The following is a 12,414-nucleotide window of genomic DNA, read 5'->3' on the forward strand; positions in this document are numbered from 1 at the left end:
CATAACTATAAAGTCGGTCTTTACAAACTGTGTTTAATCAAAAAGTGAGCATAAAAAAAGACCACGCAGGAGCGTGGTCTATAAAATGGTGGCTATGACGAGACTTGAACTTGTGACCCCCGCATTATGAGTGCGGTGCTCTAACCAACTGAGCTACATAGCCGAAAACTGTGCGCGCATTATCTTAACTTCTTTAACGCACGTCAAGAAAAATTTTAAATAAAATGAGGTGAAGTGAGCCTATAAGCCGGGTTCTGTCGAGGATGGTCATTCCTCTAGGCGTACAATCACTCATACGCTCAAGCGACCTACCCGAATCCAGTACGGGCCGTACCTCAGGATTCCTATTTGGTCTTGCTTCTGGTGGGGTTTACCATGCCGTGAACTGTTACCAGACACGCGGTGCGCTCTTACCGCACCCTTTCACCCTTACCTCACGAATGAGGCGGTCTACTCTCTGCTGCACTTTCCGTCGGCTTTCACCGCCCAGGCGTTACCTGGCACCCTGCCCTATGAAGCCCGGACTTTCCTCCCCTGCTTCAGTCACGAAGACCTCCACAGCAGCGACCATCCAGCTCACTTCAGGGGCGCATATTAACAAATTTATTTACTAATTGCTTGTGCTTTTTTGAGCAATTAATTTTTTATATTTGTCGAATAGCTCATCTTCCGTTTCCACATGTTGCGGATCTTTAGGAATACAGTCCACTGGACAAAATAACTGACACTGCGGCTGGTCATGATGACCAACGCATTCAGTGCATAAATCTGGATGAATTTCGTAAATCACCTCACCCATGAAAATAGCTTCATTTGGGCAAACTGGTTCACAAACATCACAGTTTATGCATTCATCGGTAATATATAGCGACACGTTACCAACCTTGTTGATGTTTACGTTCAAAGGCCTCAACCACAGCTTGCGGAACAAACTTGGTTACATCCCCTTTTAAACGAGCAATTTCCCGAATCAATGTCGAAGAAATAAATGAATACTGCTCAGATGGTGTTAAAAATACTGCTTCAAAATGTGGGTCAAGTTGACGGTTCATATTGGCAAGTTGAAATTCATATTCAAAATCAGAAACTGCTCTTAAACCACGAAGTACTGCTGTTGCCTTTTGCTCTTTGAAAAAATTAACAAGCAAACCATCAAAACCAACAAATTCCACATTTGATAAATGGCTTAATGAGGTTTGGGCCAGTTCAACTCTCTCTTCTAAACTGAACAAAGGGTTTTTATGATGTCCAATTGCAATTGCTACTACAACCTCATCAAACATTCTTGATGCTCTAGTAACTAAATCAACGTGTCCATTCGTGATGGGGTCAAATGTTCCAGGATAAATTACACGCGTTTTAGACATCCGCTAGTACTCTAATTGTATTGTGAACCTATTTTAGCAAAAGTTATACATGAGGCGAAATATTGACGTGCAGGAAAAACTTCACCTTAGCATCAGTTTACGGCACAATAGAGGCAATTGTGGAAGTTTGAATTATGGCGAAAGCAACAGTAGTAAAGAAACATAATGGCGGAACCATCGCACAAAATAAACGTGCCCGTCATGATTATTTTATCGAAGAAAAATTTGAAGCTGGTATGTCTTTACTCGGCTGGGAAGTAAAGTCTTTACGTGCTGGTCGCATGAGTTTGACAGAAAGTTATGTCATTTTTAAGAATGGTGAAGCGTTTTTATTTGGTGCACAAATTCAACCGCTCCTTTCGGCGTCTACTCATGTAGTACCTGAAGCTACACGTACACGTAAATTATTATTATCACGCCGAGAACTAGAAAAGCTAACAGGTTCAGTGAACCAAAAAGGTTACTCATGTGTTCCTTTAGCATGTTATTGGAAAGGTCACTTGGTTAAACTTGAAATTGCTCTGGTGAAAGGTAAACAGCTTCATGACAAACGTGCGACTGAAAAAGATCGCGATTGGCAACGTGATAAAGCTCGTATATTTCATAAGTAATTAAATAAAAAGCCTCTTTCTTAGAGGCTTTTTTACATCGTAAAGTTTATTAATTTAATCTATATAAAAGACCAGCAATATACTCGCCAAACCATTTTGCAGTATCTAAATCGCCTTGTGGGGGAGTAATTTCAACAGGCGCATTATCTGACTGTGTCATTAAACCTAAACAACTCGATAACCGGTTTAAATCTTTTTCACCATGACCTGTCGTCATTAGAGGTAAGCCCGACCAAAGCATGCCATGTTGCATCGCAAAAATATTTAACTGTTGTAATACCGCAAGTTTATCGCCACTTAACCCACCTGAATTTGCAAATCCAGCCGCAAGCTTGCCTTGCCATAAACGCTCTTTCCAACGTTTAGAAGTACTGTCCATAAACTTTTTAAAGTCAGCAGTCATACTTCCCATATAGGTAGGCGAGCCAAAAATAATACCATGCGATGCATCAAGCGCATCCCAGTCAATATGTTCAATATTCATTAGATGCACTTTTACCCCCATCACCTCTGCACCAGCAGCAATAGCAGCAGCTACCTTCGCGGTATGACCATATGGACTGTGGTAAACAATTGAGAGATGTTTTTCAGGCAAAGACATAAGATTAAAATTTTGAGCGATTTTTTCTATTTTATCATTTTATTAGTGCTTGCTAAACCTTCATCTATAAATATGAAATACAACCTTCCCTACCGCACCCTATAGGAATATTTTTAAATTAAATAAAAAACTCTCTTAGTTTTAGCGGATATAAAAATAAGAGAGTTTTTAGAGTAATTCTTAAAACTTACATAAAAACAAACGTGGCCATACGCCCAGTCTTCGCTTCGCGACGATAAGAAAAATATTCATTACTCTGTTGATAAGAACATTGATCTCCACCTAAGACTCGTTGCACACCTAAATGTTGCAAAATAAAGCGTGCAATGGCATATAAATCTGCATGAAATTTATTGGGACCCACCCCCTCAACAAAAGCTGTTTCCAACTCTGGATATTTATCGCAAAAGGCAGCTTTTACTTCGACTCCAATTTCAAAACAAGGTTGACTGATTGCAGCTCCTAACCATGCCCAAGTTGGAGGATTTTGCATAGCCGTAACTGTATTTTCAATAATACCACCAGCTAAACCGCGCCAACCCGCATGCAAATTAGCGATTTCGGTACCTTCGGCATTACCTAACACGACAGGTAAGCAATCGGCCGTCATCATCATTAAAGCATGACCTTTCGTTTGAGTAACTAAACCATCCCCAATTAAAGCTTTAAAAGGAATTTGTTCATTGACAGTATGGCAAATCGTACTGTGCGTTTGAGTCATCCATGTCATTTTTTTAACACCGAATTTCGCAAACTCATCTAACAATATCATTCGATGTTGTTGAACACGTTGTGCCTCATCTTTGACATGTAAAGCCAAATTAAAGCCAGATAACTCAACCTGATCTGTTGGCAATGCCAAAGGATGCTGAATACGTGTCTGCCCTACAAATACGCCTTGAGGTAAACCTTGAACAAATTCCATATGCACGTCCTTAATATGCAGCGTTTTCTGAACGTAACACATTCACTAAATGTGTAAAGTCTTCAGGCCACGGCGCTTCAAACAGCATTTCTTCACCAGTACGAGGGTGTTTTAATCCTAATTTAGCTGCGTGCAATGCTTGACGTTTAAAACCGCGTAAAGTTTCAATCAGTAATTCAGATGCACCAGCTGGCACACGCACACGATTCATATAAACCTGATCACCAATCAAACCGTAACCAATATAACTAAAATGCACACGGATCTGATGTGTTCGACCTGTTTCAAGGCGCGCTTGTACACGGGTAAAATCTTTAAACCGTTCTTTTACATTGTAATGAGTTACTGCATCTCGCCCACCCGGTAAAATTGCCATTTTTACACGATCTACGGGATGACGTTTGATTGGTTCATCAATCGTACCGCCAGCAATAATATTTCCATAAACAACCAAGTCATATACACGGTAAACCGATTTATTCGCCAACTGTTTGCTTAAAGAAAATTGAGCTTCTAATGTTTTAGCAACAACCAGTAAGCCGCTGGTATCTTTATCAATACGATGTACCAAACCAGCACGCGAAAGTTCTGCCAATTTTGGAGCATGGTAAAGCAAAGCATTCACTAAAGTTCCAGAACTATTGCCTGCTCCTGGATGTACCACCATGCCTACTGGTTTATTAATGACTAAAATATCATCATCTTCATAGACAATATTAAGGGGAATATTTTCAGGTTGACTCGTTGTCTGAGCTTCAAGCTCTACTTCGAGCGTAAGCAACTCAGTTCCTTCACAACGGTGCTTAGGCTTGACGATGTTACCATTCACCAACAGATGGCCATCCTTCAACCATTGCTTGAGCTTTTCACGTGAAAACTCGCTCCACACCAAGGCCGCTACTTGGTCGATACGTTGTCCCAGATAGGTTTCATCTAGCTGAACTTGCAACGATAAACGTGTTGCAGTTGTATCAGAAGTATGGTTATCTGCATCCTCAGAATCTTCAAGTAAATTGAAGTCGGTTTCAGAGAAGTTTGTGTTTGAAGATTGTGCTGAAGTCATTTGATCATTGAGATAAAAGTGGTTTAATAGCGCAATTGTAGCTCATTGCCCAACATAACAGAGGAGTTTTTATGTCGCTACCACGTTATAAAATTACGATGCTTGCCTTATCTTTAGGTGTAGCGTCTGCATTTGTGGGCTGTAGCAGCAATCCAAGTAAAAAAGAAGTGGTCGATACTGGCCCTCAATCTAGTGAACAAGCTTACTTCGAAAAAGCCCAAAAGTCGCTTGACCGCGGTCAATATCTTGATGCGACCAAGTCTTTAGAGGCAATCGATACCTATTATCCGACTGGACAATACGCACAACAAGCACAACTTGAACTTCTATATTCGAAATTTAAACAAAAAGATTATGAAGGCGCGATTGCCTTAGCAGAACGTTTTATTCGTTTAAATCCTCAACATCCAAATGTGGATTATGCTTATTATGTTCGTGCTGTTGCCAATATGGAGCAAAACTACGACAGTTTGATGCGCTATACCTCTTTGCAACAGTCACATCGTGATGTGAGTTATTTAAAAGTTGCGTATCAAAACTTTGTTGATTTAATTCGCCGTTTCCCAAGCAGCCAATATTCTGTTGATGCTGCTCAGCGTATGAAATTCATTGGGCAAGAACTTGCTGAAAATGAAATGACTGCTGCTCGCTTCAACGTTAAACGTAAAGCTTGGATCGCCGCTGCGGAACGTTCACAATGGGTTATTGAACACTACCCACAAACGCCTCAAGTTCCAGAAGCTTTAGCGACTTTGGCATATAGCTATGACAAATTAGGTGATAAAGCGACTTCACAACAATATATTGAAGTTTTAAAGCTTAATTACCCAAGCCTTGTGAAAAAAGACGGCACAGTTAACATGCGTGCTGCCCGTAAAGAAGGCAACTGGATTAACCGTGCAACTTTGGGTATTTTCGGTCGTGAATCGACTGCTGCAACACCAGAGAGCACAACTGAAGCAGAAGCTCCAAAACGTGGTTTCCTCAATCGTGTTAGCTTTGGTTTAATTGGCAATTCAGATAAAGAAGAAGCTGAAGCACCAGAGCAAACACCTGTTGAAGCGCCTAAGTCTGAACGCAGTTGGACAAACCGTTTAAGCTTCGGCCTATTAGACAAACCTGAGCAACAAGCAGCAGAAAATACAACTGTTGCGCCAGCGGTAACCTCTACTGAGGCTTCAACTGATGTGCAATCAGATGAAGCAACTCAAGGTGCGGATGACGCTGCTCAATAAGTTTAAGCTTTAAAAAACATCAACAAACAGGCAAGTGATATCACTTGCCTGTTTGTTTTTATAAAATAATAAAATATTTATTGGGCATATCTCGATTCATCATGTCAGAATATTCTGACTTACTGTCTCATCAAGTTTTAATACGGTTATCTGAATTATGGCAATTCCACAACATACGATTGATCAAATTCTAGATCGCACAGATATTGTCGATCTGATTGGTCAACGTGTGAAACTGAAAAAGACCGGACGTACATATTCCGGCTGTTGCCCATTTCATCAAGAAAAAACACCATCGTTCCATGTCTACCGTGACAAGCAGTATTATCACTGCTTTGGTTGTCAAGCTAACGGAAATGCAATCCGTTTTCTCATGGATATCGATAACCGAAACTTTATAGAGGTAATGAAAGAATTATCGAGTAGTACGGGAATTGAATTACCTAAAGATAATACTGAAAATAAAAAACTCTCTTATACCCGTCAGGTTACCAAGCCACCTGTTGCTAAAACAAATACGGCTGAGCCTGTAACTCCACAGCAGCCATCAGATGAAAGTTACAACACGCTTGAACCAGTATTTTTCGATGACCCTTTTGCTCAGTTCGAACAGCCGTTTAGCTTTGATGAACCAGTTCAAGAAGGTAATTTATATGACTTACTGGAAAATGTTGCTCAGTTCTATGAACAACAATTACCTCATAGCCAAAAGGCAAAAAATTACTTTAAACAGCGTGGATTAACCAATCAGACGATTCAATTTTGGCGCTTAGGCTATGCTCCAGAAGACTGGCAGCACCTAGAAAAAGCCTTTCCCTATGACATTGACGGCTTAAAACAACTTGGGCTTATCCGCTCGAGCGATAATGGGCGTGATTTTGACCTATTACGTGACCGCGTTATTTTCCCAATTCGCGACCCTAAAGGTCGAGTCGTTGGTTTTGGTGGGCGTGCATTAAATGATGAAATCAAACCCAAATATATTAACTCACCAGATTCAGAAGTCTTCCACAAAAATCAGCTACTTTATGGGCTTTATGAAGGTAGAAAACTTAAATCTAGCGATTGGTTAATGGTCGAAGGTTATATGGATGTTATTGCGCTTCAGCAATATGGCATTACAGGGGCCGTAGCAACTTTAGGGACTGCAAGTAATACAGAACATCTTAATATTCTATTTAAACAAAATAGCCGTATTACCATTGCTTTCGATGGTGATGCAGCAGGTCAAAAAGCAGCGCGCAGAACTTTAGAAATTGCTTTACCACTTCTTAATGATGGCCGTGAACTTAAATTTTTTGTTCTACCGAATGATCATGACCCCGACTCTCTGATCCGTCGAGAAGGGCTCGAAAATTTCCAAAAATTATTACAACAGTCCCCTCTTCTATCCGATTTTGTGTTTGCGCACTTAACAGGTCAACACGATATCAGTACACCTGAAGGGAAAAGTTTAGTCATGGGAGAACTCAGGGAGCTGACTGAACTCTTACCTAAACAAGGTTCGTTCCGTTACTTACTTACTCAATCTTTCCGTGAAAAACTCGGACTTGGTAAACGTTTTACCCCACAAATCAGTCACGATGCTTCGCTCTCATTTAACATTCATACAAAAGATGAAGACTTTGCGATAGCAATTTTAATGCATCATCCTTTTCTTTATATTCATTTTGAAGGATTACGGGCCTATATTCACCAAGATGAATTATTGGCTAAAGTACTGGCTATCTTAAATCGTATTTTTGATGATTTACCAGATGACCAAGAGCTGGCAACTTATTATGTGCTTGGTGCTTGTAGTAGTTACTGTCATGAAATCGCCGATATTATGCAAAGAACAAACATTCAAGCATTAACACAGGCTCCTGAAGTAGCTGACAAATTAGCCAAAGAATATTCATTAAGTCTGCAAGAAAGATATTTACGTCAAAAACTTAAATCGCCAATTTCTTTAATTGAATCAAGAAATCTAAGACAACAACTCAATGAGTTAACAAAACAAATTAGCTTAAAGCTGTTGTCTTAATGTTTTGGTTTACGCTCATGATCAAACACATCCTGTAAATGCTGTTGTAGCCATTCAAAATAATCAGGATTTTCTGCTTTAGCAGCTTCACGTAGTAATATCGAGGTAGGATGCATAAGTTTTTGCGTCAAACGGTGGGCAAATTGCTGTAATACCTGTTCAGCACTTTCACCATGATGCAAAGCCTCTAATGCATGCGTAAGCTCTTGTTGACTAATCTCTTCACTATGTTGGCGGTAAGCATGAATGGTGCTACCAGCTTCTTTAACCTTTTGATGAGTAATAAGCTGAGTCGCTAATTGATTCACCATCACTTCCGCTTCAACTGCCGCCTGACGACGTTGAGCGAGGTTCTCATCAATCACACTTTGTAAATCATCCACACCATACAAATAGACCCCATCAAGTGCTTCAACTTTAGGATCTATATCACGTGGCACGGCTAAATCAACCATCAACATTTGTTGATAGCGACGTTTTTTTAATGCGGTCTTAACATCAGAATAAGCAATAACTTGGTATAAACTACCAGTACAGCTCGACACAACATCAGCACGATATAAATTCTCTGCTAATGCTGAAAACTCAATAATTTCAACTTCAACCTGATGTGCAATTTCCTGAGCCAACTGATCAGCGCGCTCACGGCTACGATTACAAATAATAATCTTCGCAACACCCATTTCAGCCAAATGTTTAGCCACCAAGCTATTCATTTCACCCGCCGCAACCACCATTACGGTAAGTTTTTCAGGCTTACTAAAAACCTGTAAAGCCAGTTGTGCAACCGCATAACCCATTGAAACAGCATGACTACCTACCGCAGTTTCGGAACGTACACGTTTGGCAGCATAAAAAGCATATTCAAAAATACTGTTCAATTCAGGAGAGACCGTTTGGGCTTCTTTAGACAATGCTAAAGCACTTTTAACTTGCCCTAAAATTTGCGGCTCACCTAGCATAAGAGAGTCTAGACCACTCGCTACTCGCATTAAATGTGTAATTGCCTGCGTGTTCTCGTAACGATAAACATGATGAATTAACTGCTTTACATCAATATTATTGGCATCGGCTAACCATTTTAGAAGGCTTTCGGCATTTTCAGCCATGGCATAAACTTCTGTACGGTTACAGGTCGAGACGACCACCAAATCCTTTAGGTTCTGGTGGTGGCGTTGTTCGGCAAGCAAACGACTTAATCGCTCTGCATTGAAAGCAATTTGTTCGCGGAGTTCTACAGAAGCTGTTTGATGGTTGACACCCAATGCAAAGAAAGACATATCAGATCATCATTTCGCTAAATTTATGCTATTGTGCAACATCGGTGTCATAAAAAGCATTACTTTGGATCAATAAAAATTGCGTCAAATGAATAGCCGTATTAATTTTAACGGTGCTTCGATAAGACAGTATTCTACCACATTCTTATTGTTAGGTAGCATGTCCTCATATGTCTATGCGCGTCCTGTGCAAGAGACCTATGCCGTGCATTCGTTTGATCAGGCATTAGAGCAATCCATGGTTGCTGAATTTGCGCTAGCTTATGACGATATTCCAAACGCTTTGCACAATTACACAGTGCTCGCAATTAAAAGCAACTCTACCTCAATTAAGCAGCGAGCTTTAGACGTTGCACTTGAATATAATGATTTACAAGCTGCGTTAAATATTGCTACACATTGGGTCGCTCAAGAACCCAAAGATGTACCTGCTTTATTCTATTTGTCACATATTGCTTTAAAAACACACGAATATCAGCTTGCTGCTGAGACATTAGATAAAATTTTAAAGATAGATCCCACTGCTGATCTAGAACAGATTTTAGCCAGCATTGCCCCAGAAAATGCACAAGATCGAGAGGTCTTATTAACAGCTTTACGCTCGAGCGCAGAAAAAGCCAATCCTTCTATCTTAGCGCTCATCGCCAATTTAGAAGCGCAAAATGGTCAATTACAAACTGCGCTAACCAACATTAACAAAGCCTTACGCCGACGTCCTAAAGTAACCAGCTTTATTTTAATGAAAGCAAACCTACTTATCGCTCTTAGTGATCAAGAAGGTGCTCTTAAATGGTATGCAAAATCAAGCCGTAAAAATAAGAAAAATTTAGATATTCGTTTAGCTGAAATCCGCTATCTCATACAAATTAACCAATCTGAGCTTGCGTTAGAAAAACTTGAAAAAATTATAGAAACTCACCCTCAAGCTGAAGAAGCGTTATTTATTGCAGGCTTAACGAGTATTGATTTAAAGCAATATGACAAAGCAGAACAATATCTTGTTGACCTACGCAACTCGGCTAAATACCAAAATGAAGCGTATTACTACTTAGCGATTAATGCAGAACGTAAACAGCATTATGAAACTGCAAAAGCTTACTATCGTTTAGTTGATGGTAGTTTATACGTGGTATCAAGACGCAATCTGATTGCAATATATGATAAACAAGAAAATTTACACGATGCTTTACGGTTCCTTACTCAAGAACGAGTAAATTATCCCCAACATGCAAGTTTTTTATATCAAGCCCAAGCTGAAATCTTAAAGAAAATGGGCAATAAAAAAGCTGCATTAAATTTATTAGATGAAGCTATAAAAAACTTACCGGATGATCCAGAACTGATTTATGCAGAAGTTTTATTACTTGATCCATATACGGACCGCGACAAACTCGACAAAACATTAAAGCAATTATTACAGCTTGAGCCTAACAGCCCAACGTATCTAAACGCATATGCTTATACCTTAGCTCTACAAAACCGTAGGTTAAAAGAAGCACGTCAATATGCGGAGCAAGCTCTGGAATATGCCCCTGAACAAGCCTCAATCCTTGATACGCTAGGCTATATTGCATTTTTACAGAATGATTATGAAGCTGCGGCGGAAGCCTTAGGCAAAGCCTATGAACTTAGCCATAATATAAATATCGGCGTTCGTTATGCTAAAGCTTTGTATATGCAAGGGTCACTCACTCAATTTAGCGCAGTGTTACAACAACTGAAACAAAAACATGCCAATGATCCACAATTACAACAGCTTGATGCGTTAATTTTACCTACATCTGCAAAAAAGAGTTAAATATATGAGCAAATTTGCCCAACTGTGCACAGCGATCTGTGGATCAAGTGTATTATTTCTAACCGGTTGTCAGCATTTTACTCAACCTAAACCTGTGGTTACCCAACAAGTTCAAGATGAAAAACACTTTAATTTACAAGGTAAAATTGGAGTCCGTACACCACAGCAAACTGGTAGTGCTTTTTTTACTTGGCTTCAACAGCAAGATAATTTTGATATCGAGTTAAGCGGTATTTTAGGCGTTGGAAAAACTCAAATTCAGGGTAAACCAGGCGAAGTCACTTTAAATAGTGCTAAAACAGGACTTATTACAGCTGCCTCTCCAGAAGAACTTTTAGAGCGAGCAACTGGTTGGCAAGCACCGATTACGCACTTAACGAGTTGGATTTTGGCAAAACCCGCAACATTAAATGCGCAAGTTACCAAAGATGCTGCAAATCGAGTGAGCCAACTCATTGAAGATGGCTGGACCGTGAATTTCAGTTACGATGGTGAACAAACTTTGCCAAACAAACTGGTTTTAAAGCAAGCTCTTGCTGAAGATAAAGAAAACCGTATTACAATGGTCATCCAAAACCGCTAAGTCCAATTATATAAATCTATGATTCGAGTTCCTTCCCCTGCTAAGCTCAACCTGTTTTTACATATTACAGGCCGACGCGAAAATGGTTATCATGAGCTACAAACTATTTTCCAACTTATTGATTTATATGACTGGATGACATTTACGCCTACTTCAAATGAAGAAATCGAAATTGATGGGTTAAGTGAAGTTCGACCTGAAGAAAATTTGATTTATCGGGCAGCTCAAATATTAAAGCCACATGCAAAACAGTTTTGTGGTTTAGACATCAAAATTGAAAAAAATATTCCAATGGGCGCGGGTCTAGGCGGTGGTTCATCCAATGCCGCCACCACGCTTATTGTGTTAAATCAATTATGGGAATGTGGCCTGAACCAAGAACAACTTGCGGACTACGGTGTAAAGCTAGGTGCTGATGTTCCTATTTTTATTTATGGTAAAAATGCATGGGCTGAAGGCATCGGCGAACATTTATCATTCATAGACTTAGATCAAAAACAGTTCATTATTTTAAAACCTGATTGTTTTATCAGCACTCAATTGCTTTTTTCACAAAAAACATTGACAAGAGACTCTAAGACCACTAAATTTTGCGCCTATCAGTTAGAGCCTTCTAATTTTGGAAATAACTTTGAGCCACTGGCTCGGCAGTTATACCCTGAAGTAGAAGAAGCAATGCAATATTTAGATCAGTTTGGTCAAGCAAAGCTTACAGGTACAGGTGCTTGTGTTTTTACTGAAGTAACGAATGAAATGAATATTGATGAAATTCTTAAGCATTCACCATGTAAATCTTACTTGGTAAATAGTTTAAAAGAATCTCCTCTTAATCATTTTAAGGTTACACGTTAGGGGCGTCGCCAAGTGGTAAGGCACCGGGTTTTGATCTCGGCATCCGTTGGTTCGAATCCAGCCGCCCCTGCCA

At 39.8% G+C, this 12,414-nt stretch carries 12 protein-coding genes, 2 tRNA genes and 1 other RNA gene; 7 read left to right on the forward strand and 8 right to left on the reverse strand.

The genetic code is table 11. The annotated features are described in order from the left end of the window. Positions 1-86: 86 nt before the first annotated feature. From F931_RS14280 to coaD, 4 genes are all read right to left on the reverse strand, one after another. Positions 87-163 (reverse strand) — tRNA-Met (locus F931_RS14280). A gap of 64 nt (positions 164-227) precedes the next feature. Next, positions 228-583, reverse strand: an RNA gene (gene rnpB, locus F931_RS21820) — RNase P RNA component class A. Between the two features lie 27 nt (positions 584-610). After that, entirely contained in the window at positions 611-874 is a 264-nt protein-coding gene (locus F931_RS14285) for a YfhL family 4Fe-4S dicluster ferredoxin (RefSeq protein ID WP_005070936.1), read from the reverse strand. 1 nt (position 875) lies between these two features. After that, complete coding sequence (gene coaD / locus F931_RS14290) at positions 876-1,367, reverse strand: pantetheine-phosphate adenylyltransferase (RefSeq protein ID WP_005070938.1); 492 nt, start codon at positions 1,365-1,367, stop codon at positions 876-878. Between the two features lie 134 nt (positions 1,368-1,501). Between coaD and smpB the strand changes: the two genes are divergently transcribed. Continuing rightward, positions 1,502-1,978: an SsrA-binding protein SmpB gene (gene smpB, locus F931_RS14295; protein WP_002120348.1), complete on the forward strand. Its 477-nt coding sequence runs from the start codon at positions 1,502-1,504 to the stop codon at positions 1,976-1,978. 49 nt (positions 1,979-2,027) lie between these two features. Here smpB and F931_RS14300 read toward each other — a convergent pair whose 3' ends face one another. From F931_RS14300 to rluD, 3 genes are all read right to left on the reverse strand, one after another. Continuing rightward, entirely contained in the window at positions 2,028-2,579 is a 552-nt protein-coding gene (locus F931_RS14300; protein ID WP_016142024.1) for a flavodoxin family protein, read from the reverse strand. 187 nt (positions 2,580-2,766) lie between these two features. Then, positions 2,767-3,504: a peptidoglycan editing factor PgeF gene (pgeF, locus tag F931_RS14305; protein ID WP_016142025.1), complete on the reverse strand. Its 738-nt coding sequence runs from the start codon at positions 3,502-3,504 to the stop codon at positions 2,767-2,769. A 10-nt stretch (positions 3,505-3,514) separates the two neighbouring features. Beyond that, a complete protein-coding gene (gene rluD, locus F931_RS14310) occupies positions 3,515-4,567 on the reverse strand; it encodes a 23S rRNA pseudouridine(1911/1915/1917) synthase RluD (RefSeq protein ID WP_016142026.1) in 1,053 nt (350 codons plus the stop codon). Positions 4,568-4,638: 71 nt separating this feature from the next. On the opposite strand from rluD, the gene comL reads away from it, so the two are divergent. Next, positions 4,639-5,802, forward strand: a complete 1,164-nt coding sequence (comL, locus tag F931_RS14315; protein ID WP_016142027.1) for an outer membrane protein assembly factor BamD — start codon at positions 4,639-4,641, stop codon at positions 5,800-5,802. A gap of 157 nt (positions 5,803-5,959) precedes the next feature. Beyond that, on the forward strand, positions 5,960-7,828 hold the full coding sequence (dnaG, locus tag F931_RS14320; RefSeq protein ID WP_016142028.1) for a DNA primase: 1,869 nt from the start codon (positions 5,960-5,962) through the stop codon (positions 7,826-7,828). On the opposite strand, the gene hemA is transcribed toward dnaG, so the two are convergent. After that, on the reverse strand, positions 7,825-9,108 hold the full coding sequence (gene hemA, locus F931_RS14325) for a glutamyl-tRNA reductase (protein ID WP_016142029.1): 1,284 nt from the start codon (positions 9,106-9,108) through the stop codon (positions 7,825-7,827). The genes dnaG and hemA overlap by 4 nt on opposite strands. A gap of 88 nt (positions 9,109-9,196) precedes the next feature. On the opposite strand from hemA, the gene F931_RS14330 reads away from it, so the two are divergent. The 4 genes from F931_RS14330 to F931_RS14345 all read left to right on the forward strand — a co-directional run bounded on the left by F931_RS14330 (position 9,197) and on the right by F931_RS14345 (position 12,414). Then, positions 9,197-10,906 carry a tetratricopeptide repeat protein gene (locus F931_RS14330; protein ID WP_016142030.1) on the forward strand — a complete coding sequence of 570 codons (1,710 nt, stop codon included), beginning with the start codon at positions 9,197-9,199 and terminating at the stop codon, positions 10,904-10,906. 4 nt (positions 10,907-10,910) lie between these two features. Then, a complete protein-coding gene (lolB, locus tag F931_RS14335) occupies positions 10,911-11,489 on the forward strand; it encodes a lipoprotein insertase outer membrane protein LolB (protein WP_016142031.1) in 579 nt (192 codons plus the stop codon). Positions 11,490-11,507: 18 nt separating this feature from the next. Then, positions 11,508-12,341 (forward strand): 4-(cytidine 5'-diphospho)-2-C-methyl-D-erythritol kinase, encoded by an 834-nt coding sequence (ispE, locus tag F931_RS14340; RefSeq protein WP_016142032.1) that lies wholly within the window; start codon positions 11,508-11,510, stop codon positions 12,339-12,341. Further along, a tRNA-Gln gene (locus tag F931_RS14345) sits at positions 12,340-12,414 on the forward strand. The genes ispE and F931_RS14345 overlap by 2 nt, the downstream gene beginning before the upstream one ends.

Source organism: Acinetobacter pittii ANC 4050, assembly GCF_000399685.1.
Taxonomy (GTDB): Bacteria; Pseudomonadota; Gammaproteobacteria; order Pseudomonadales; family Moraxellaceae; genus Acinetobacter; species Acinetobacter pittii_E.